Source organism: Chryseobacterium sp. CH25 (genome assembly GCF_004119455.1).
Classification (GTDB): domain Bacteria; phylum Bacteroidota; class Bacteroidia; order Flavobacteriales; family Weeksellaceae; genus Chryseobacterium.
The window spans coordinates 176532-199686 of sequence record NZ_NRQT01000006.1 but is presented as its reverse complement, the minus strand read 5'-3'; the positions used below and the strand labels follow the sequence as shown (position 1 = coordinate 199686).

At 36.5% G+C, this 23155-nt stretch carries 16 protein-coding genes, 2 pseudogenes and 1 riboswitch; of the genes and pseudogenes, 16 read left to right on the top strand and 2 right to left on the bottom strand.

The window, feature by feature from the left end; genetic code table 11:
- Positions 1 to 52 precede the first annotated feature (52 nt).
- The 6 genes and pseudogenes from BOQ64_RS15955 to BOQ64_RS15930 all read left to right on the top strand — a co-directional run bounded on the left by BOQ64_RS15955 (position 53) and on the right by BOQ64_RS15930 (position 5953).
- Entirely contained in the window at positions 53 to 1048 is a 996-nt protein-coding gene (locus BOQ64_RS15955; protein ID WP_129059176.1) for an outer membrane protein assembly factor BamD, read from the top strand.
- A gap of 42 nt (positions 1049 to 1090) precedes the next feature.
- A pseudogene (locus tag BOQ64_RS15950) lies at positions 1091 to 1412 on the top strand (DNA-directed RNA polymerase subunit omega).
- Positions 1413 to 1537: 125 nt separating this feature from the next.
- Positions 1538 to 2743: a bifunctional phosphopantothenoylcysteine decarboxylase/phosphopantothenate--cysteine ligase CoaBC gene (coaBC, locus tag BOQ64_RS15945; protein ID WP_129059175.1), complete on the top strand. Its 1206-nt coding sequence runs from the start codon at positions 1538 to 1540 to the stop codon at positions 2741 to 2743.
- A 36-nt stretch (positions 2744 to 2779) separates the two neighbouring features.
- Positions 2780 to 3685, top strand: a complete 906-nt coding sequence (locus tag BOQ64_RS15940) for a DUF4835 family protein (protein ID WP_129059174.1) — start codon at positions 2780 to 2782, stop codon at positions 3683 to 3685.
- The gene (locus BOQ64_RS15935) at positions 3673 to 4206 is read left to right on the top strand and encodes an SMI1/KNR4 family protein (RefSeq protein ID WP_129059173.1); all 534 of its coding nucleotides are present in this window, start codon (positions 3673 to 3675) and stop codon (positions 4204 to 4206) included. The genes BOQ64_RS15940 and BOQ64_RS15935 overlap by 13 nt, the downstream gene beginning before the upstream one ends.
- 97 nt (positions 4207 to 4303) lie before the next feature.
- The gene (locus BOQ64_RS15930; RefSeq protein WP_129059172.1) at positions 4304 to 5953 is read left to right on the top strand and encodes a DNA repair protein RecN; all 1650 of its coding nucleotides are present in this window, start codon (positions 4304 to 4306) and stop codon (positions 5951 to 5953) included.
- A gap of 82 nt (positions 5954 to 6035) precedes the next feature.
- Here BOQ64_RS15930 and fumC read toward each other — a convergent pair whose 3' ends face one another.
- A complete protein-coding gene (gene fumC / locus BOQ64_RS15925) occupies positions 6036 to 7430 on the bottom strand; it encodes a class II fumarate hydratase (RefSeq protein ID WP_129059171.1) in 1395 nt (464 codons plus the stop codon).
- Positions 7431 to 7623: 193 nt separating this feature from the next.
- Here fumC and BOQ64_RS15920 point away from each other — a divergent pair, with 193 nt between their 5' ends.
- Both BOQ64_RS15920 and BOQ64_RS15915 read left to right on the top strand, forming a co-directional pair.
- Positions 7624 to 9231: a fumarate hydratase gene (locus BOQ64_RS15920; protein WP_129059170.1), complete on the top strand. Its 1608-nt coding sequence runs from the start codon at positions 7624 to 7626 to the stop codon at positions 9229 to 9231.
- 171 nt (positions 9232 to 9402) lie between these two features.
- Positions 9403 to 9687 carry a hypothetical protein gene (locus tag BOQ64_RS15915; protein WP_185147082.1) on the top strand — a complete coding sequence of 95 codons (285 nt, stop codon included), beginning with the start codon at positions 9403 to 9405 and terminating at the stop codon, positions 9685 to 9687.
- Between the two features lie 92 nt (positions 9688 to 9779).
- Here BOQ64_RS15915 and BOQ64_RS15910 read toward each other — a convergent pair whose 3' ends face one another.
- Complete coding sequence (locus tag BOQ64_RS15910) at positions 9780 to 10652, bottom strand: helix-turn-helix transcriptional regulator (RefSeq protein ID WP_164975818.1); 873 nt, start codon at positions 10650 to 10652, stop codon at positions 9780 to 9782.
- A gap of 143 nt (positions 10653 to 10795) precedes the next feature.
- On the opposite strand from BOQ64_RS15910, the gene BOQ64_RS15905 reads away from it, so the two are divergent.
- The 8 genes and pseudogenes from BOQ64_RS15905 to BOQ64_RS15875 all read left to right on the top strand — a co-directional run bounded on the left by BOQ64_RS15905 (position 10796) and on the right by BOQ64_RS15875 (position 23105).
- Positions 10796 to 11827 carry a T9SS type A sorting domain-containing protein gene (locus BOQ64_RS15905; RefSeq protein WP_129059168.1) on the top strand — a complete coding sequence of 344 codons (1032 nt, stop codon included), beginning with the start codon at positions 10796 to 10798 and terminating at the stop codon, positions 11825 to 11827.
- Between the two features lie 198 nt (positions 11828 to 12025).
- Entirely contained in the window at positions 12026 to 14860 is a 2835-nt protein-coding gene (locus BOQ64_RS15900) for an alpha-amylase family glycosyl hydrolase (protein ID WP_129059167.1), read from the top strand.
- A 98-nt stretch (positions 14861 to 14958) separates the two neighbouring features.
- Positions 14959 to 15064, top strand: a riboswitch (SAM riboswitch).
- Positions 15065 to 15158: 94 nt separating this feature from the next.
- Positions 15159 to 17612 carry a TonB-dependent receptor plug domain-containing protein gene (locus tag BOQ64_RS15895; protein ID WP_129059166.1) on the top strand — a complete coding sequence of 818 codons (2454 nt, stop codon included), beginning with the start codon at positions 15159 to 15161 and terminating at the stop codon, positions 17610 to 17612.
- Between the two features lie 7 nt (positions 17613 to 17619).
- Positions 17620 to 18594 (top strand): APC family permease, encoded by a 975-nt coding sequence (locus BOQ64_RS15890; RefSeq protein WP_228448416.1) that lies wholly within the window; start codon positions 17620 to 17622, stop codon positions 18592 to 18594.
- Positions 18504 to 18917: an amino acid permease gene (locus BOQ64_RS24060; RefSeq protein ID WP_228448421.1), complete on the top strand. Its 414-nt coding sequence runs from the start codon at positions 18504 to 18506 to the stop codon at positions 18915 to 18917. Before BOQ64_RS15890 ends, BOQ64_RS24060 begins: the two co-directional genes overlap by 91 nt.
- Before the next feature lie 148 nt (positions 18918 to 19065).
- Positions 19066 to 20151: a peptide chain release factor 1 gene (gene prfA, locus BOQ64_RS15885; RefSeq protein ID WP_129059165.1), complete on the top strand. Its 1086-nt coding sequence runs from the start codon at positions 19066 to 19068 to the stop codon at positions 20149 to 20151.
- Positions 20152 to 20233: 82 nt separating this feature from the next.
- Complete coding sequence (locus BOQ64_RS15880) at positions 20234 to 20899, top strand: hypothetical protein (protein ID WP_129059164.1); 666 nt, start codon at positions 20234 to 20236, stop codon at positions 20897 to 20899.
- Between the two features lie 104 nt (positions 20900 to 21003).
- A pseudogene (locus BOQ64_RS15875) lies at positions 21004 to 23105 on the top strand (prolyl oligopeptidase family serine peptidase).
- Positions 23106 to 23155: the final 50 nt, after the last annotated feature.

The following is a 23155-nucleotide window of genomic DNA, read 5'->3' as shown; positions in this document are numbered from 1 at the left end:
TTTGCAAATTAGTAAATCGGCTGTATAATCCGAAAACTGTTGAATTTTTTATATGAAAAAATATATTTTAGGTCTTTTTGCTGTAGCAGTGATGGCATCATGTGTTAGCCAGCAAGAAAGAGCAATGAAGAGTGCTGATAAAGATTTTATCTTAAAAGCTGCCAATGAAAACTTCGCTAAGAAAAAGTGGAAAAATGCGTTGGCTCTTTATGACAGACTTGCGAACCTTGTAGCAGGAACAGATGATTTCCCTAACGTAGGTTTCAATACAGCTTATGCCAATTACTACGACAAAAGTTATAAACTGGCAGGACACCAGTTTAAAAACTTTGCAGTAAACTTTCCAAAAGACCCAAGAGCTGAAGAAGCTGCTTATATGTCTGCGTTATGTTACTATGAAGGATCTATGGATTACAATCTGGATCAGTCAAGTACAGAATTAGCGATCAACGAGCTTCAGGACTTCCTGACTAATTATCCGAATTCAGAAAGATCAAAAAATATCACTCAGCTTATTGACGAGCTTTCTTATAAACTTGAATTTAAAGCGTACGAAAACGGAAGACAGTACTTTAAAATGGGTGAATACAAGGCTGCTAACGTAGCATTGGAAAATGTACTGGAAGATTTTCCAAGTACAAAACTTCGTCCGAAAATTTATGATTATATCATGAAATCCCGCTATGAATTGGCTGCAAAGTCTGTTTATACTCTTAAAGAAGAACGTATGGAAAGTGCTTTAACCTATGTGAAAATGGTTGAAAAAGAACTTCCTAATACAGAGTATTCTAAAACAGCATCTGATCTGAGAGTAAAATTGGAAAAAGAAAAGCAAAATTTTGTTATTGTTAAAAAAGAAACAGAAGCAAAAATTGCTGCTTTAACAGCCAGACAGAAAAAAGAAGCTGAAAAGCTTGCCAATCAGGATAAAAAAGAGCAGCAGGTTAAAGATCAGATCAGCAACGAAAAGCAGGCAAAGCAGATGCAGAGGGATAGTGCAGCACTTCAGACCCCTCCACCTGCAGCGACTTTCAAAATTAAAAGATAATTCGTAAATTTGCCATCTTAAAATAAAAATAATTTTCTCAAAATGAGTGTAAAAGATACAAAAGCAGAAGTAAATACTATTACTTACGACAAAGATAAGATTGAAGATAAAGTAGGTTCAATCTACGAAGCTATTGTTATCATGGGAAAGAGAGCAGAGCAAATCAATGCGGAGATCCGTACGGAACTTCACAACAAATTGGATGAATTTGCCGTTCACAATTCTACATTAGAAGAAGTTTCGAAACAGAGAACAGATTGAGATCTCTAAACATTACGAAAAACTTCCAAAACCAACTTCAATTGCTATTGAAGAATGGTTAAATGAAGACGTATATTTTAGAAAAACAGAAGAGAGAAAATAATCTCGTCTGTGTTTTTTATAAACAAAGGTCATAAAGGAACTCAGTTCTTTTATGACCTTTGCTGTTTTAAACCCTGATTGTGGGAAAAAATAAGTATTTTAGTATTTCAAAAAAATTAAAGCTAAATGAGTGTTTCCGGTAAAAAGATCCTTATTGCGGTTTCTGGTGGAATTGCAGCCTATAAAGTTCACTTTCTGATAAGAGACTTTGTAAAACAGGGAGCCGAAGTACAGGTAATTATGACCCCTGATGCAGAACATTTTGTAACCAAATTAAGTCTGGCTACATTATCGAAGAAACCAGTTTATTCTGATTTTTATGATAGTAACGGAACCTGGAACAGCCATGTGGAGCTTGCCTTATGGGCAGACGTGATGATTGTAGCTCCGTGTACCGCCAATACTTTGTCTAAAATGATCCACGGGATGTGTGATAATCTTGTGATTGCAACCTATATGTCCGCAAAATGCCCGGTATTTATTGCTCCGGCAATGGACTTGGATATGTATGTACACCCTTCCACTAAAAGAAATCTCGAACTGGCAGAAAGCTATGGACATATTATCATTCCTGCTGAAAACGGGGAATTGGCCAGTGGATTGATAGGGCAGGGAAGAATGAGTGAGCCAACAACTATTTTCAATACTGTTGATTCATATTTTTCAAACCATTCCACTGAAAAAAGTTTGGAAGGGAAAACTGTTTTAATTACGGCAGGGCCTACTTATGAAGCCATTGATCCTGTAAGATTTATAGGAAATCATTCTTCCGGAAAAATGGGATTTTCTTTAGCTGAAGAAGCGTCAAAAAGAGGGGCAAAAGTGATTCTAATTTCAGGACCAAGCTCTCAAACCCTTACCGATAAAAATGTAGAACTGCATAAAGTAACTTCAGCAAAAGAAATGCTGGCTAAAGTTTTTGAGTTTTATGACAAAATAGATATTGGAATTGCAAGTGCTGCAGTGGCAGATTATGCGCCAAAGGATGTGGCTAAAGAAAAGATCAAGAAGAATGATGAAAACCTTACCATTGAGCTGGTGAAGAATCCTGATATTCTTAAAACGATGGGGGAAAAGAAAACCCATCAGTTTCTGGTAGGTTTTGCTTTGGAAACTCAGAATGAAGAAGAAAATGCCAAAGGAAAGCTGGAAAAGAAAAATCTTGATATGATTGTTTTGAATTCTTTACGTGATGAAGGTGCAGGATTTAAAAATGACACCAATAAGATCAAGATATTCACCAAAACAGAGAAAAGAGAATTTGATCTGAAGTCCAAAGATGATGTGGCAAAAGATATTCTCAATTTTGTTGAATTTCAGCTTTTAAAATAATTTTAATAAATTTCCGTTCTCAATTTTTAGTAGACAATGAAAAAAATTATAAGTTTATTTTTTCTGTTATTTATCTTTAATCTTGGTTTCTCCCAGGAGTTGCTGGCAACTGTACAGGTAAACTCTCAGCAGATAGGGGGAAGTAACCAGCAGGCTTTTAAAGCTTTGGAGAAAAGTCTTAGAGATTTTATCAACAATACCAGCTGGACCGGGAAAAAATTACAGAATTTTGAAAAGATCAAATGTGGTTTTTCCATTGTTATTGCAGAGAGAGATGTTAATAAATTCAAAGGAACCATTGTTGTTCAGGCAGTACGTCCTGTTTATAACACTACATATGAGTCTCCCTTGTTAAATCTTCAGGATCAGAGATTTAGTTTTGAATATATTGAGAACGAAAACCTTATTTTCAACGAGAGACAGTTTTCCGGGAAAAACCTTACGGACGTGATCAGTTTCTATATTTATCTTATTTTAGGATATGATGCAGATAGCTTTCAGTCTATGGGGGGAACCCAATGGTTTACAAAAGCGCAGCAGATTGCTCAAAACTCTCAGAACAGGAATTATGACGGCTGGAATACAATCAACGAACCTCGAAGCCGTACTATATTGATTAACGAAATCATGAATCCAAACTGGAGTCAGTTGAGATCTACTATATATACCTATCACAGATCCGGTATGGATAATCTTTTTAATCAGGATCAGACCCCGGGCAAAAAAGTGATTTTTGATGCTTTGATGCAGCTTAAAATGTATGAAAACTCTTTCCAGCAAGGTTTTTTCTTTAACCTTTTTATGGATACTAAGAGTGACGAGATCTTTAATGTCTTCAATTCTGGGAATAATGGCGGACTTATCCTTAATGATCTGAAGCAGACTATGATTATTCTTTCTCCCAAAAACATTGATAATAAGTGGAATAAATGGAAGAACTAAAGCATGATGAAGAGAATATTAAAGAAATAGTTGACAGAACGCTTACCTTTTGGGTTGATAATGAACTCAACCAGCTTCCTTGCGATATCGACAAAGAAATGCTTGCCCCGGATCATCCAGATGAAGAATGGAAATTCTGGATTCCCGTTACAAGTACAATTACAGACACTGAACTTAAAGAGTTTGAATCAGAAACAGGCTTTGCTTTCCCAGAAGATTTCAAAGTTTTCCTGAAACATAAGCATTTTTACGAACTACAAATTTCAGAAGTTTCATTTTGTTCACTTCCCGTCAGTTCATGGAAATTTTCTCTTCGCGAAATGATGTTCGAAACTTACCCAAGAGAATTTCTTTTTGATAAAGGTTATGTTCCTTTTGCTCTATACAGTGACTGGGGACTGCTTTGTTTTGATACTCATAACAATAACGCTGTGGTTCTCTGGGATCATGAAGACGAAAATTCTTTTGAGTTTCAATATCCAACCTTTTATAAACTGCTGACAGAAATTTCAAAAGCGTAAATCTTCCTATTTTAATCGCTATCTGTCATTTCTGTTTTCATTAAAAAAACTTATTTTTACAATCAATATTAATATCTGATAAAAACACGGATCATCCATGCTTTCAAGAATTTACATTAAGAATTTTGCCCTGATTGATACTCTTGAAGTATCATTGAATAACGGTCTTCAGGTAATTACCGGAGAAACGGGAGCAGGAAAATCCATTATTTTGGGTGCATTGCGTCTTATCCTGGGAGAAAGAGCAGATGTAAAATCCATTTCAAAAGCAGAAGAAAAGAGTGTTGTAGAAACAGAATTTGCATTGAATAATCAATTTAAAAAATTCTTTATTGAAAATGATCTGGATTATGAACTGCATACCATTATCAGAAGAGAAATATTGCCATCCGGAAAATCAAGAGCATTCATTAATGATGTTCCGGTAACTTTGGATATCCTGAAAGAACTTTCTTCTCAGTTAATTGATATCCACTCCCAATTTGAAACATCCAATCTTTTTACCTCAGAATATCAGTTTAAAATTATAGACGGACTTTCTGAAAATAAAAAGATCATTGAAGACTATCAACTGGAGTTTTCAGCATTTCAGAACCTTAAAGCACTGCTTAAAAAACTGAAAACACAACTTTCAGAAACCAATAAAGAAAGTGACTATAAAGAATTCTTACTTAATGAGCTTGAAGAATTAAAATTGGATGATGTAGACTACGAAGATATTCAAAACCAATTATCTGTTCAGGAAAATGCGGGCATGATCTCTGAGAATGTAGGGCAGATCCTATCCAGATTCCATCAGGAAGAAATTGGAATTCTTTCATTCTTTAACGAAGCAAAAGCTAAGCTTTCCAGAATTGCGGGTATTTCAACCAATTTTGCAGATCTGGACCAGAGACTTGAGATCTCTTTTGTAGAGCTGAAAGACATTATTTCTGAGCTTGAACATGAAGCTGAAAAATTGGAGATTAACCCTGAAAATCTTCTTGTTCTTACAGAGCTGAATAACAAGATTAACGCTTTATTTCTTAAACACAATGTTTCGGATCTTAATGAATTAATTGAGATCAGAAATGAACTGGCTGGAGATCAGAAAGGAGCTTCAGAATTAGAAGCACAGATCATTGAAACAGAAGAAAATATTGCTGAAAAAGAAAAAATGCTTCAGATTCTTGCTGAAAAGCTTTCTAAAAACAGAAAAAAGAATATTCCTGTTTTCATCAAAAAGGCAGAAGGACTTCTTAAAAAACTGGGTCTTGAAAAAGCCAGAGTAGATATAGAATTACAGGATTCAGAAGAATTTAATCAATTCGGAAAAGAAAATATACAGCTTTTATTCCAGGCCAATTCAGGATTCCCTCTTAAGCCAATTCAAACAGCTATTTCCGGTGGAGAAAGATCAAGGGTAATGCTTGCTGTGAAAAAGATTATTGCAGAAAGTGATGAGTTGCCAACATTGATTTTAGACGAAATTGATACCGGAGTTTCAGGGAAAGTAGCTGAAGAAATTGGAAATCTTATGCGTGAAATGTCTGAAGATATGCAGTTAATTGTTATTTCTCACCTTGCACAGGTTGCAGCCAAAGGAAATGATAATTATAAAGTGGTAAAACAGGATATTGCAGGGAAAACCCAATCTACCATCATCCCTTTAAGTAATGAAGAAAAACTGAATGAAATTGCCCAGTTGCTTTCAGGAAGTAAAATAACAGAAGCTGCACTTGCTCAGGCAAAAGAATTGATAGGATAGAGAGTCTAATAATGAATAAAAAATATAGAAAAAGCCACGGAAAACTCCATGGCTTTTTGCAATTTAATCTATGTTTCTAAAATTATTTCAAACTGCCTACCATATCTTCAGGTTTTACCCATTCGTCAAACTGCTCAGCAGTTAATAGACCAAGATTGATAGCTTCCTCTTTTAATGTTGTTCCGTTTTTATGAGCGGTTTTAGCAATTTTTGCTGCATTTTCATACCCGATATGAGTATTTAAAGCGGTAACAAGCATTAAGGATTTATCTACAAGCTCTTTAATTCTTTCATGGTTAGGCTCAATACCTACAGCACAGTGGTCATTGAATGAAATACATGCATCGGCAATTAATTGCGCAGACTGAAGGAAATTATAAGCCATTACAGGTTTGAAAACATTCAATTCATAATTACCTTGAGTTCCGGCAAATGAAATCGTGGTATCATTTCCTAAAACTTGTGCGCAAACCATTGTCAGAGCCTCATTTTGAGTAGGATTTACTTTTCCTGGCATGATGGATGATCCTGGTTCATTTTCAGGAATATAGATTTCCCCGATTCCGGAACGTGGTCCTGAAGCCAGCAATCTGATGTCCTGAGCAATTTTATACAGAGATACTGCCAGCTGTTTTAAAGCGCCGTGGCTCTCAACAATCGCATCATGAGCAGCTAATGCTTCAAATTTATTTTCAGCAGTGATAAACGGATGGTTGGTAAACTTAGCAATATATTCAGCTACTTTTACATCATAGCCATTAGGAGTATTTAGGCCTGTTCCTACTGCAGTACCACCTAAAGCAAGTTCAGAAAGGTGAGGTAAAGTATTTTTTAAAGCTCTTAATCCGAATTCCAGTTGAGCCACATAACCGGAAAACTCCTGTCCTAAAGTTAATGGAGTAGCATCCATCAGGTGAGTTCTTCCGATTTTTACTACATCTTTGAAAGAGTTGGCTTTTTCAGAAAGAGTATTTTTTAATTTTTCAACAGCAGGAATGGTCACTTCCACTACTTTTTTATAGGCTGCGATGTGCATCGCTGTTGGATAAGTATCGTTGGATGACTGGGATTTATTTACATCATCATTTGGATGAATTTCAGATTTTTCACCCAAAGTTCCACCGTTATTCACATGAGCACGGTTAGAAACCACTTCATTCACATTCATGTTCGATTGTGTTCCCGAACCGGTTTGCCAGATTACCAAAGGAAACTGATCATTTAGTTTACCTTCCAGGATCTCATCACAAACTCTGGCGATCATATCTCTTTTTTCCCCTGAAAGTACTCCTAAATCGGTATTAGTATAGGCTGCAGCCTTCTTTAAGTAAGCAAAAGCCTCTATAATTTCGTGAGGCATGGATCCTTCAGGACCAATTTTGAAATTATTTCTTGAACGTTCGGTCTGTGCACCCCAAAGTTTATCTGCAGGTACCTGCACTTCTCCCATGGTGTCTTTTTCAATTCTGTAATTCATTGTGGTTGAAATTTTATAGTATTTTAAATTATGAAGCCCATTTTACCTTTTGCTGCTTCATTATTTGATTAGTATAAAGGTACTTATAAACTCAGAAACCTCCAATTTATAATCATTATAAATATCAATATAAATGACTGATTTTACTCATATTTTTTTAAAGGAGGCGTACTTTTGTACAAACAAAAATTGAATGGATTTTAGATATCAGGATCCGTATCCTATTCAGAAAGATGATACGGTGTACAAGAAGCTTACATCAGATTATGTAAAGGTTGAAAAACTGGGTGACAGAGAAATATTAACAGTAGATCCAAAAGGGCTGGAGCTATTAGCTGAAGAAGCAATGGCAGACGTTTCTTTCATGTTGCGTTCTTCACACCTTGAAAGCCTTAAAAGAATCATTGATGATCCTGAAGCTACCGACAATGACAGATTCGTTGCTTACAACTTATTGCAAAATGCAGCTGTGGCGGTTGAGGGAGCTCTTCCTTCTTGCCAGGATACAGGAACGGCAATCGTAATGGGTAAAAAAGGAGAAAACGTATACACAGGAGTGGACGACGGTGAATTCTTAAGCCGTGGAATCTACAATACTTATCAAAAAAGAAACTTAAGATATTCTCAGGTTGTTCCTTTAACGATGTTTGATGAGAAAAACTCAGGATCAAACCTACCTGCACAGATTGATATCTATGCTAAAAAAGGAGACTATTATGAATTTTTATTCCTAACAAAAGGAGGAGGTTCTGCTAACAAAACCTTTCTTTATCAAAAAACGAAATCCTTATTGAACGAAAAATCTCTTGAAGAATTCGTTAAAGAAAAGATTTCTGATCTTGGTACAGCTGCCTGCCCGCCATATCACTTAGCATTGGTAATTGGGGGAACATCTGCTGAAGCTAACCTTGCTGCTGTGAAAAAAGCATCTGCAAAATATTTTGACAACCTTCCAACAGAAGGAAATGAAGCTGGTCAGGCTTTCAGAGACCTTGAATGGGAAGCTAAGGTTCAGAAAATCTGTCAGGAAAGTGCAATTGGAGCACAGTTTGGTGGAAAATACCTTACCCATGACGTAAGAGTAATCAGACTTCCAAGACATGCGGCTTCTTGCCCGGTAGGAATGGGAGTTTCATGTTCAGCTGACAGAAACATCAAAGGAAAAATTACAAAAGACGGTATTTTCCTTGAGCAACTAGAACAGGATCCGAAAAGATTCTTGCCAGCTACGCCACCACATCTGGAAGAAGCTGTTGAAGTTAATTTGAATAAGCCAATGCCTGAAATTCTGGCTGAGCTTTCAAAATATCCGATCAAAACCAGATTAAAATTGAACGGAACATTGATCGTAGCAAGAGATATTGCTCACGCAAAGATCAAAGAAATCATCGACAGCGGAAAACCGATGCCTGAATATTTCAAAAATCACCCAATCTACTATGCAGGACCTGCAAAAACTCCGGAAGGAATGGCTTCAGGAAGTTTTGGTCCTACAACAGCAGGAAGAATGGATGTGTATGTAGATGAATTCCAGAGCCATGGCGGAAGTATGATTATGCTGGCAAAAGGAAACAGAAGTAAAGATGTTACCAATGCCTGTAATAAATACGGAGGATTCTACCTTGGATCTATTGGTGGACCTGCAGCTATTTTAGCAAAGGATAATATTGTATCTGTAGATGTAGTAGATTTCCCGGAATTAGGAATGGAAGCGGTAAGAAAAATTGAAGTGAAAGATTTCCCTGCCTTCATCATTACTGATGATAAAGGAAATGATTTCTTCGCAGATCTTGCTCATTAATCAGATAAAAAATACTTTGAGAGTGGAGATATGAGTTCATTGTATAAGTCTCAAATCTCCTGTCTCATCGCCTTAAAATCTATATAGAATTAAAATAAATTAAAAAATAGAGCCTGTATCTTTTGTGTAAAAAGGAAAAAAGCTTTATTTTTGCCTAAAATCTTTAAGAGAATGATAACTATTTTATCAGCATTTTGGCCGTTCTACCAGTTCCTTTGGACTGTATTTTTCATTACTATGTTCTTAGTAGGATTCTGGTGTATTTTTATGTTCTTCGGATTAGTAATCCCAATGTGGCTAACTGAAGGTTTGAAAGAGTACTTCGGAAAAGTGAAGCCTTTCGATCCTGAAGATATCAGAAGAAAGCTTATTACTGAGCAGGAAGGTGTAGAAACAATCTACAACCAACCTAAAGGAAACGGACCTTTCCTTCACGATCACGGACATCATCATTAATTGATTGTCATTGCTTTTTCACCTGAATTCTGAAAAAGTAATATCAAAGCAAAACAACATATATAAACCGCTTAATTTTTTAAGCGGTTTTTCTATTTATTATTCCTTAGATGTTCCGGCGATACGCCAAACTTCTTTTTAAAGGCCCGGGTGAAATTCTGAAGATATTCATAGCCGCATTCAATAGCGATTTCTTTAATCATAATATCTTTGTCTGTAATAAGTTTTCTGGCTTTTAGCATTCTGAGCTCAGCAATATAATGGCTGATTGTCATATGATATTCAGCTTTAAACTCCTTTCTGATGAGGTTTTGATTTATCCCGATTAATTTCCCGATTTCTTCCGCTTTAATATTCCGGTGATAATTTTCATCAATGAACTTTTTAATCAGTTCAGGAGTTTTTGAAGCCGTTTCAAAATTGTTTTTTTCATTAAACTGCTCAAAAATGAGAATAAGTAGTTTGATGATCTTTGCTTCAATAAATAGCTTCTGCATCACTCCTTTTTTAGAATAACTTAAAATCTCTTTTAAAATAATATGCATTTCGACCGTCATGTTAGGCGGAGTAGCTTTTTGAAAAAAGATGAAATTATTATGGATCATGCTTTCTAGAATTTCTGTTCCTTCCTGGTTAGACTCAGGATTTATCAGATTTGAAATGTATCCATAATTAAGCTGAATATGGATATATTTTAGATTTTCTTCACTGTCTGTCCATAGTTCTGCCTTGTTTTTCTGTGGTGAATAATGAAGGATATATTGATTTTTCTTAAATAAAAACTCTGTTTCACAATCATGAGCCTTCAGATGAATATCCGGACTTAATAAGAAAAGAAGATTGAAACTTGATGAGGATTCCAGAAAACAAAAGGTTGAAGATCCTTCAAAAGCTGATGAATCCTGCACGATAATTTCAATATTCTCCGATTTAAAAACGACCTCATTTTCCTGTTGATTCCCCATACAACACATTTTTACAGCCATAGTACCTCTTAAAGCACCTTAATAGGATAACTAAAAGTTGGGAAATGATAACCCGGATTTAATTTCGTAAGGTACTTTTGCGCAAAATTAAATTAAATTTAGAATAATTAAAAATAATATTTATGGTTGGAGATTTATATTTTGCAGTACGAAACCTTGGATTGGGAATATTGCTGATGATGGGAAGTGGCTTGAATGCCCAGCAGAGCTGCAATAATACAACTCCGGGGAGTAATACTGGAGATTTGGGATGTGTGAGCTTTACTTACATGGGACAGCCGGTTGTTTATACAACAGTAAGAGCTGCGGATGGAAATATCTGGCTTCAGCAAAATCTTGGAAGTGAAAGAGTAGCAGAATCTTTGGATGATGAACAGGCTTATGGAGGTATGTTCCAGTGGGGAAGATGGGATGATGGGCACCAGCTGAGAAACTCTTCTGTAGTATCTTCTCCTGCTGATAATACTCCTGAAGGATTGCAGGGATCAGCTTCTTTTATCACTGGCTCGCCAACATGGTGGGCTTCTAACGGAGCAGACGATAAATGGACAGGTTCAGGACTGACAGATGTTACAGAAACAGTGGGGGTTGACCCTTGCAAGGCAATTGGTTCGGGATGGAAACTGCCTTCTCTTGCAGACTGGGAAAATATTACTCAGGCTGAGAATATTGTTTCTCCTGTGAAGGCTTATGGTGGAAATTTAAAACTTCCGATGGGAGGTTATCGCAGTGGTTCTGATGGTGGATTTACTTTTGTTGGTAAGAGAGGATACTTCTGGAGCTCTACAGCTACAGGAATCGGGGGGAAATATCTGTATATAGGAGCAACAGTAGCCAATGCCTCTGCAGGAGCGCCAAGAGGGCAAGGAGCATCAGTAAGATGTATGAAGCCACAGGAACAATTAGGTACAGCAGATATTCGTCTGAAGAAAAATCATATTGATGTATATCCAAATCCTGTTAAAGGAATTCTAATGCTGAAAAGCGATTCAATGATTGAAGGTGTGAAGATTATTAATGCCATTGGTCAAAGTGTAGAAGCTTCATTTTCAGGTAATAAGATCAATATGAATAGTCTTCCTTCAGGCTTGTATATGATAGAATTAAAATTAAAGAACGGAGAATCTGTGGTAAAGAAAATTATAAAAAATTAATTTTTTAACATTTGAATCAATATATCCGGTAGATTTCCGTTACATACGGTATAGTTCATTACAATTACTTTTATTGAAAGGCTCATGAAATTTTTATCATGGGCCTTTTTGGTGATCATATATCAGCTTTTGAAGTTAAATCGAGTAAAATCAGTTATATGAAAAAAAAATAATATTATATTCGATAAAAATAAAGACATGAAAAAATTCTATACTGTTGTTTTGCTATTCATTACAATGGTTGTTTTTGGGCAGATTAACTATACAATTTCGCCCAATCCATTTAATGAAACAGACGCCATTACCCTTACAGTTCCCGGAGATCAGATTGATGAATCAGCCTGGGGATTAACGGATCATTCAATATACATCTGGTCCTGGTCTTTTGATACCAATTATCAGAACAGTCAGAATTGTCCTACCAACGGGAGCTGGAACAATTCCAATGATGTAAATAAACTTAATTACAACGCTGGAACAGATACATACTCACTTACATTTACACCAACGACCTTTTTTGGAAGAACCGGAATAGGAAGGTTCGGATTTTTATTAAAGGATAAGACCGGATCACATCAGACCTCACCGGATATTTTCGTGAATGTAGGAATTCTGAATTTAAACTTGACCAATCCTGCGGCGAACAGTCTTACCACAGTTCCAGCGGGAAATTCAATTAATATTACAGCAACAACTAATGTAAATGCTACTTTTCAGCTTAAAGCGAATGGAACAGTAGTACATTCTACTTCTGCACCATCCCAATCTTATTCCTATAGCTATACGGTTTCACAAGATGCCAATATGGAGCTTATTGCTACAGAGGGAAGCAGCTCAAAAAGTACAACATTTATTTTACAGGTTCCTCGAAATGTAATTTCTGAAGCGATTCCGAATTGGATTAAGCAAGGAATCAATTATGATCCAACAGACCCGACAAAAATTGGACTGGCTTTATATGCTCCCCACAAAAACTTTATTCACGTTATCGGAAGTTTCAATAACTGGGCAGTGAATGACACTTATCTGATGAAAAAAGATACTGCCAATCCTGATCTTTACTGGATTGAGCTGAACGGATTAACTCCACAACAGCTGTATACCTTCCAGTATAGAACTAATGATTTGAAAAAAGTGGCAGATCCTTATTCTCCTCAGATTTTATCTTCTTATGATGATCCATGGATTTCCTCTTCTACTTATCCTAATCTTCCAGCGTTTCCGGCAGGACAGGGCTTTGAGGTTTCAACATTTAAAACCGGACAAGTTTCTTACAACTGGCAGATCACCAATTTTCAGAGACCTGCAAAAGAAGATCTTGTAGTGTATGAGCTCCTGCTGAGAGACTTTACACAGGAAAAAAACTGGCAGTCTTTGATTAATAAAATTTCCTATTTAAAAGACCTAAAGATCAATGCTATTGAACTGCTTCCTATCATGGAATTTGACGGAAATCTTTCCTGGGGCTACAATACTTCATTCCATTATGCCTTAGACAAAGCTTATGGAACTCCGGAAAAATTCAAAGAGTTTGTGGATCTATGTCATCAGAATGGCATTGCTGTGATTCTGGATGTGGCTTTTAATCATGCTACAGGACGCTCTCCTTTGGTAAGACTTTGGAATATAGATCCTGATGGAGACGGTTATGGTGATGTAGCTCCGAATAACCCTTATTTCAATCAGGTTCCGAAACATTCATACAATGTATTTAATGATTTTAACCATTCCAATCCTTCAACTCAATATTACGTTGAAAGATGTCTTGAACAATGGTTGAAAGAATATCATATTGATGGTTTCCGTTGGGATTTAACGAAAGGTTTCACTCAAAACTGTTCTGAGAATGATGAAAACTGTACCAATGCCTATCAACAGGACAGAGTGGATATTATGAAGAACTATGCGGATAAGCAATGGGCACTTGATCCTAATTCGTATATGATATTTGAACACCTGGGAACAGATCAGGAAGAGCAGCAATGGGCAAATTACAGAGTAGCAGAAGGAAAGGGAGTGATGCTTTGGAACAAACAGACGGAGCCTTACAATCAGAATACAATGGGTTATAAGGAAAACAGTAATTATGACCGTATGCACCATAACCTTCATGGATTTGCCGGTATGCGCGCTGTAGGCTATGGAGAAAGTCATGATGAAGAAAGACTGATGTTTAAAAACCTGACTTATGGAGCTGTGAACGGAGGGTACAGTGTAAAGAACCTGAATACAGCTTTAGAAAGAATGAAAACATTTGGAGCAACATTCTTTACCATTCCTGGACCGAAAATGATCTGGCAGTTTGGAGAACTGGGGTATGAATTCAGTATCAACAGATGTGCGGATGGAAGTATCAACAGTGGTTGCAGAACTGATGAAAAACCTATCGCATTTACATTAGGCTATGATACTGATGCCAACAGAAAGGCTGTATATGATACCTGGGCGAAGATTATCGATATCAGAAATACCAATCCAGTATTCAAATCAAAGACTTATAGCATAGAATCAAACAACCTTGCGAATGATCCGGATGGTTTGATTACAAGAATTTATGTGTATGACAATACAATTAACGGAATGAAAAATGTGGTAGTTCTTGCAAATTACTCCACTTCTGTGCAAAATGTTGTGCCATATTTCCCTTATGTTGGTCAATGGAAAAACTTGATGGATGATTCCATTTCAAATATAAATTCTACAATAGCACCAATTACTTTACAGCCCGGAGAATTCAGGATTTTTGGAAACTATGCCGGGGCTTTATCTGTTTCAGATGTGAATGCTGCCAGTAAATTATCCCTTCAGATTGCAGATAACCCGATCAGAAATGGTTTTGCAAAATTGATTTTTAATAAAGCTAAAAATGGAGAAATCACTATTTTTGATATGAGTGGTAAAAAGCTGGACTCATTTAAACTGGATAGAGAAAGTGGAAGCAATGAACTGAAGGTTAATTACCCACCGGGAACTTATCTGGTTCACCTGAAATCCGAAACCGGAATAGCGATTCAAAAGATGATCGTAAAATAAAAATAAAGGCAAATTTGCAGCTCAGCAGATTTGCCTTTTTCTTTTGAACGGTGATGTACTTTTTTGCAGATTTGAAAAAATAGTCTACTTTTGCACTAGATTTATCAAGAAAGGTGGAGGGATTTGGCCCAAAGAAACCTTAGCAACCAACACAATTCCACAAGTGTAAAGGTGCTAATTCCAACCCGATGGGGGAGATAAGTGAAGTCAATATTTCTTATATGAATTCCATTTCTTGAAGTCTTGTGTATCTGCAGTATGGTCTGCGGAAGAATAGTATTAATTGGCAAGAACAAAGATGAAAAAATTAAGTACAGCTGTATTGCTGCTTGGGACAATTTTAGTAGCTGCTCAGGAGCAGGAAGAAAAAGGAAAACAAATCGAAGACATTATTATTGTCGGAAACCGTAATGTTAAAAGGACAAAACTGGAAACTCCGGTTCCTGTAGATGTTATTAATATCGATAAAGTTCAGAGATCCTCTCCGCAAATGACGGCTCAGGATCTCCTGAACTATGTTATTCCTTCATTTAATTCCGTAAGACAATCCGCTTCTGACGGAACGGAGCATATTGATCCTGTAACATTAAGAGGAATGGGTCCTGATCAGGTTTTAGTATTACTTAACGGAAAAAGAAGACATACAACCTCTCTTGTCAATTATCAGAATACCGTAGGAAATGGATCCGTAGGAACAGATTTAAGTACCATCCCTGTCATTGCCATTGAAAAGATTGAAGTGTTAAGAGATGGTGCTGCTGCCCAATATGGTTCCGATGCTATTGCTGGGGTTATCAATATTATTTTAAAAAAGAATGCAGGAGCTTCTGCAAGTTTAACCTATGGATTAAGTGGAAGAAATGATGGCGACACTTACCAGGCAGGAGTAAACTATGGAACTTCTCTTGGTAAAAATGACGGATTTATTAATCTTTCATTGCAGTTAAGCCACAGAGGAAAGACAACGAGAACCCAAAATCATGATCTTGATATTTTCGGGAATAATTTCGCTTATGAATTTGCTGGTGATGCTGAGGCTGTAAAAGCTGCCAGAGCTGCAGATGATGCGAAGATCAAAGAACGAGGATTAACAAGAGATGATTTCAATTTCCAGATTGGAGATGCACAGATCAGACAGGGACAGTTATTCTTCAATTCAGAATATCCTTTGAATGATAACTTTAAATTCTATTCTTTTGGAGGTTTCAGTATTAAAGAAGGAAAAGGATATGGCTTCAGAAGACTTCCCAATGAGGACTTTAATATTGTGAAAGAAATTTATCCCAACGGTTTTCAGGCAGTTTTGAATTCTCAGATTTATGATATTTCCTATGCTGTAGGAGCAAAATATAATGTAAACGATTGGTTGATAGACCTGAGCAATACGTTCGGAAACAATACTTTCAATTACAATGTAAGCAATACCAATAACGCTTCTCTGGGGATTAAATCGCCAACCCGTTTTTATGCAGGAGCTCACAGTTTCTTGCAAAATACCGTTAATCTTGATGTTTCAAAAAAAATAAAAAACTTCAATATTGCATTCGGTGGGGAATTCAGATTTGAACAATACCAGATCAAAGCAGGAGATGAGGCTTCTTATACCCAATATGATGAGAATGGAAATGTAGCAACGAAAGGGTCTAAAGTAATCGGAGCGGGAGGTTCGCAATCCTTTATTGGTTTCTCACTGGATAACGCTTTAAAAAAAGACAGACATTCAACTGCGGTGTATGCTGACCTTTCCTATGATTTGGATAAAAAACTGAACATAGATGCCGCTGCCAGATTTGAAAACTACTCAGATTTTGGAAGCACTCTTAATGGAAAACTAGCCATCAGATATGAGTTTGTAAAAAATTATGCAGTAAGAGCAGCGGTTGGGACTGGATTCAGGGCACCATCGCTTCAGCAGCAGTATTTTAATAACTCTTTTGCAGATATTTCTACTTCCGGAGAGGGAATTGTAAGAAAAGGAATCTTTAATAATGACAGCCAGGCCGCACAGGTTCTTGGATTTGATAAATTAAAGCAGGAAACATCCGTTAACGGAAGTGCAGGATTTACCTTACAGCCTGTTAAAGGACTATTCATTACGGTAGACGGATATATTATTAAAGTAAAAGACAGAATTGTTATTACCAGCAATATCACAGATCCCAGATTATCTGACCCTAAAGTGGTAGGAGAAGGAAATGCAGTGGAAAGCGGAAGATTCTTTGCCAACGCCATTGATACAGAAACGAAAGGAGTAGATGTAGTAGTTTCTTATGATTGGAAGCTTGCAGGAGGAAACTTAAATATTAACCTTGCAGGAAATTATACTGAAACAAAAATTACAGATTTTCACTTCCCAGAAAACCTGGGAACCCCTCAAAATGAATTCTTCGGCCCGGATCAGATCAATATTATAGAAACCCTTTCACCTAAAACAAAAGCATCATTGGGACTAACTTATGGAATAGGAAAATTTAATTTTCTCGTGAGAAATACCTATTTTGGTAAAGTAATTAGAGACGGTTATCCTTTCGGAGAGGTTCAGGAGTTTGCTCCAAAAGTGGTTACAGATATTAGTGTAGGGTATGATATTACAAAAAATATCAACTTTACAGTAGGAGCCAACAACGTATTTGATGTTTTCCCGGATCTTCAGATTTATAAAAACTCATATTATGGAGTATTTAAATATGCGCCGGTTCAGATGGGAACATTGGGAAGCTATTTCTTCGGAAGGCTTAATTTTAATTTTTAATGAATAAATGAGTACTGCTTCACATCAGATCGGCTGGAAAACAGCGGCCGCTATTGTAGTTTCCAATATGATAGGAACTGGGATTTTCACAACCCTGGGATTCCAGTTATCCGATATTACCAATACCTACAGTATTTTCCTGTTGTGGGTAATAGGAGGGATTCTGGCACTGTTTGGTGCCTTCTGTTATGCAGAATTAGGATCCCACTTTAAAGGAAACGGTGGTGATTTTATCTATCTTAAAGAAACCTATCATCCTTTGTTCGGTTATCTGATAAGCTGGGTATCTCTGATTATCGGATTTTCTTCTCCTGTAGCATTGGCCGCACTGGCGATGTCGAAATACCTTTCTGTATTTGATTATTCATTTGGAAATGGTTTTGCGATTATAGCTATATTTTTGGTGGCGATAACGCTATCATTCAGTTTAAAGACCTCGAGCCGTTTTCATAACTTTTTCACATTCATCAAGATCGCTTTTATCATTGTACTGGTGATTCTGGGTGTTGGGCTATCAGACTCTCCGGAAATTGGAAACAGTTTAAACTTCAGTGACAGCTGGCAGAATGAAATCATGCTTCCTGCCTTTGCTACTTCATTGGTTTTTGTTACCTATTCCTATACCGGATGGAACTCTGCATCTTATATTGCAGGAGAAATAAAAGATGTTCAGAAGAATCTTCCTAAATCCCTGATTATAGGAACCGTTTTTGTCACGGTAAGCTATATTCTTGTGAACTATATTATGCTGAAACATGCTCCCGTAAGTCAATTGGCAGGAAAAGAGGATGTAATGGGCGAAGCTGCTGTTAATATGCTGGGACTTTCCTTCGGAAAAATTGTAAATATTTTTATTGCATTACAACTTATAGCCACCATCAGTGGATATCTTTGGGTAGGATCAAGGCTTACACAGGCTTTTGCAAAGATACCCGCATCTGGAAACCGCTTTCTGTTGGGAATAAAAAAGGAATTCCGGTAAGAGCTATCTTTGCTCATGCCATCATTGCTACAATCATTATTTTAACAGGAAGTTTCAAAGAAATCTTTGTGTATACAGCCTTTATTCTTCAGCTATTTGCCAGTTTAGCAATTTCAACGGTGTATTTCCTTAAAAAGAAGGATAGAAAAATATTTAAATCCAATGCTTTTTATATTTTCCCGACGGTTTTCTTACTGTTCAGTATTTATATTCTGTACTTTACCTTTATCCATAACCCTAAAGAAAGTTTAATAGGATTAGGGATTATTGTCGTAGGACTCATTTTATACTGGATAGACAGAAGACTTTCCAAAGGTGTTTAAAAGAAATCTTGAAGACCTAAAAAAGCAGATAAGACAATTTATAAATGCATCTTTTTACAGATTTGTTTCCTTGATCCCTAATGCTCAAAAATTTATACTTTAATTTTGAATTAATAATCCTTATCTTTGCACCCACAAAAATTCGACAATGTCTAAATCATTAATTCCAAAATTAGAAGCTATAAAACAAAGATATAATGAGGTTGCAGACCTTATTATACAGCCTGATGTCATTTCAGACCAAAAAAGATATTCTTCTTTGAACAAAGAATATAGTGATTTGGGAAAAATTGTAAGAGTTTACGATCAGTATAAAGGTGCTTTAGACAGCATCGAAGAATCTGATGAAATTATTGCAGATGGCTCAGACAGAGATCTTGTAGATCTTGCAAAAGAAGAAAAGTTAGAGGCACAATCCAAACTTCCAGCATTAGAAGAAGAGCTTAAGGTTCTTTTGATTCCTAAAGATCCTGCAGATGACAAAAACGTTATCGTAGAATTACGTGCAGGAACCGGAGGTGATGAAGCAGCAATCTTCGTGGAGGATGTGTACAGAATGTATACCATGTATTTCAAAACGAAAGGATGGAGACATGAAGTAACAGATTCCAATGAAGCCGCAAAAGGATACAAGGAATTGATCATGAAGGTGGAAGGAGAAGGTGTATACGGAATTATGAAGTTCGAATCCGGAGTTCACCGTGTGCAGCGTGTACCGGAAACAGAATCTCAGGGTAGAGTTCACACATCTGCTATTACCATTGCAGTTTTACCGGAAGCAGAAGAAGTAGATTTCGAGCTGAATCCTGCTGATATCGAAATGCAGACTTCCCGTTCAGGAGGTGCCGGAGGTCAGAACGTAAACAAGGTTGAAACAAAAGTACAGTTGACTCACAAACCTTCAGGATTGGTAGTAGTTTGTCAACAGGCCCGTTCTCAGTTGGCAAACCGTGAATTGGCAATGGAAATGCTAAGAACTAAGCTATACGATATCGAATTACAGAAAGTACAGGGAGATATTGCAGCACAGCGTAAATCTATGGTTTCTACAGGAGACCGTTCTGCAAAGATCAAAACATACAACTATCCACAGGGAAGAGTAACAGATCACAGAATCAACAAATCGATGTATAATCTGGATGCTTACATGAATGGAGATATTTCTGAAATGATTGATGCCGTAATTATGGCTGAGAATGCAGAAAAGATGAAGGGAGAAGAAGAAAACTACTAAGAGTTTCAAAAACATAAAATAAAGCCTCTGATTTCTTCAGGGGCTTTTCTTTTAAACATACAATACATTCAAAATATTAACTATGAAAAACTACAAAATTATCTTTTTGCTGTTACTTACGATGATGGGACAGCAGCTTACAGCACAGACAGAAGTAAAGAAACCAAAAGAAGTATTTGAACTTTTCTTCGGGTCTTTCCTGAGTAACGATGAACCTACGCGTCTTAAACTGAATGACTATCTGAGACCTACCGTTGAAGGGAAAGATGCTTTTGACATCAACTTTAAGGAGAATACAGATGAAATGGTAAAATCAAGTGCAGAAAATTTCCTTTCAGTATTTCCTAAGGCAGCCGCTTCAGGGTGTAAAAAAGAAGCAGAAGACTATTTCAGAATTGTATTTGACAATTTCAGAAAAGCTAAACTTACAATTAAGGAAGTAAATGTAGTTCCAAATGAATATGTGGAAGATCAGAAAATTGCTGAGGTGAAATATACGGTAAGTTTTAAGGTGCCAACTACTCCAACGCCTGAGCCAAATGTAGAGCCTAAAAAGATAAAAGCTGATGATCTGAAGAAATATTTACTTCAGATGACCCAGAATATTAGCAATGCTGATAAAACAATCACTACAGACCAGGAATTCAGTTTATATGAATTAAAAGAAGGTGATAAAATATACTACTGGAACGGAAGTCCAGATCAAATTGTTACCAATCTTACTGATTTCTATTTTGATAGCCTTTAATCAGTTCTTCGCTGATTAATACATCTTTGAACAATTAAAAGTCCCGAAAATCGGGGCTTTTTTTATTTCACTTACTTTATGTATTTTTGAGAAAACCGTTCAGTATGAATTTTAAACCTATGTTATTAACTGCTGGAGTTCTGTTTTCAGCATCTTTTTATTCTCAAACAATGAATTATCCAAAAGCATTAAAGGGTGCTCAAACCGATACTTATTTTGGAACAGCCGTTTCTGATCCGTACAGAGATCTGGAAAATGATTCTGATGCCACCAAAAAATGGGTAGATGAAGAAGTCGCGTACAGCCAGAATTATCTTTCAAAAATTCCATTCAGGGATAAAATTAAAAACCAGTTAAAGGAGATCTGGAATTATGAGAAAATTTCAGCCCCTTTCAAAGAAGGAGAATATACTTACTATTCTAAAAATGATGGTCTACAGGCACAGTCTGTTTTGTACAGAACCAATAATAAAGCCAAAGCTACAGAAGTATTTTTGGATCCGAATAAATTCTCAGAAAAAGGAACCACTTCATTATCTAACCTTTCTTTCAACAAAAAAGGAACCCTTGCTGCTTACTCTATTTCAGAAGGTGGAAGTGACTGGAATAAGATCATCATCATTGATGCTGTTACCAAAAAACAGATTGATGAGACCTTAGTAGATGTAAAATTCAGTGGAATTTCATGGCAGGGAGATGAAGGTTTCTATTATTCTAGCTATGACAAGCCGAAAGAAGGAACCGTTCTTTCCGGAATGACTGATAAGCATAAAGTATATTTTCACAAACTTGGAACAAAACAGTCTGAAGATAAACTGATTTTCGGTGGAGAAAAAACACCAAGAAGATATCTGGGAGCAAGCGTTTCAGACGATCAGAGATATTTAATCATTTCAGCAGCCAATGCAACCAATGGAAATGAATTGTTTATCAAAGATTTGAAAAAGGAGGTGACTTTGTACAGATTAACAAAGGATTTGATATTAACGCTCACATTGTAGACACTCAGGGTGATGAGCTTTTTATTTCTACAGATAAAGATGCTCCTAATATGCGTCTTGTAAAAACAACAATAGCTAATCCGGCTCCGGAAACATGGAAAGATGTCATTCCACAAACGGAAAACGTATTGGGAATCTCTACTGGAGGTGGATATTTCTTTGCTACTTACATGGTAGATGCCATAGATCAGGTAAAGCAATATGATAAAACAGGGAAACTAATCAGAGAAATTACACTTCCTGGCAAAGGAAATGTTTCAGGTTTTGGTGGAAAAGAAAAAGAGAAAGATCTATATTATTCATTCAGTAACTATATTACACCGGGAACTACCTATAAATTCAATGTAGATTCAGGGAAATCTGAAGTATATCAAAAACCGAAGGTGAAGTTCAATCCGGATGATTACGTTTCTGAGCAGGTATTCTACACATCCAAAGATGGAACAAAAGTTCCTATGATGATCAACTATAAGAAAGGAACCAAGCTTGATGGTAAAAACCCTACCATTCTATATTCTTACGGAGGATTCAATATCAGCTTACAGCCATCTTTCTCAGTAGTTAATGCTATCTGGATGGAAAATGGTGGGATCTATGCTGTTCCAAACATCCGTGGTGGTGGTGAATATGGAAAAAAATGGCATGATGCAGGAACAAAAATGCAGAAAAGAAACGTTTTTGAAGACTTTATTGCCGCAGGAGAATACTTACAGAGCAAAGGTTATACTTCAAAAGAATATATGGCGCTTTCAGGAAGATCAAATGGTGGTTTATTGGTAGGAGCAACAATGACTCTACGTCCGGACTTAGCAAGAGTAGCATTCCCTGGAGTTGGAGTATTGGATATGTTAAGATATAACAAATTTACAGCAGGAGCAGGCTGGGCTTACGATTACGGAACAGCAGAAGACAGTAAAGAAATGTTTGAATATCTGAAATCATACTCTCCTGTACATAATGTGAAATCAAAGACATGTTATCCATCTACAATGATTATTACTAGTGATCATGATGACAGAGTAGTTCCGGCTCACTCTTTCAAATTTGGAGCAGAACTTCAGGAAAAGCAGGCTTGTAAAAACCCTATTTTGCTAAGAATTGAGAAGAATGCAGGACACGGTGCCGGAAGATCAACCGATCAGGTAATTGGTGAAAATGCAGATTTGATATCATTTGCATTATATGAGATGGGAATAAATAAATAGCATTTAAAAAGTAAAATATTTAATGTAACGACTAATTTATTAAAAGTTAG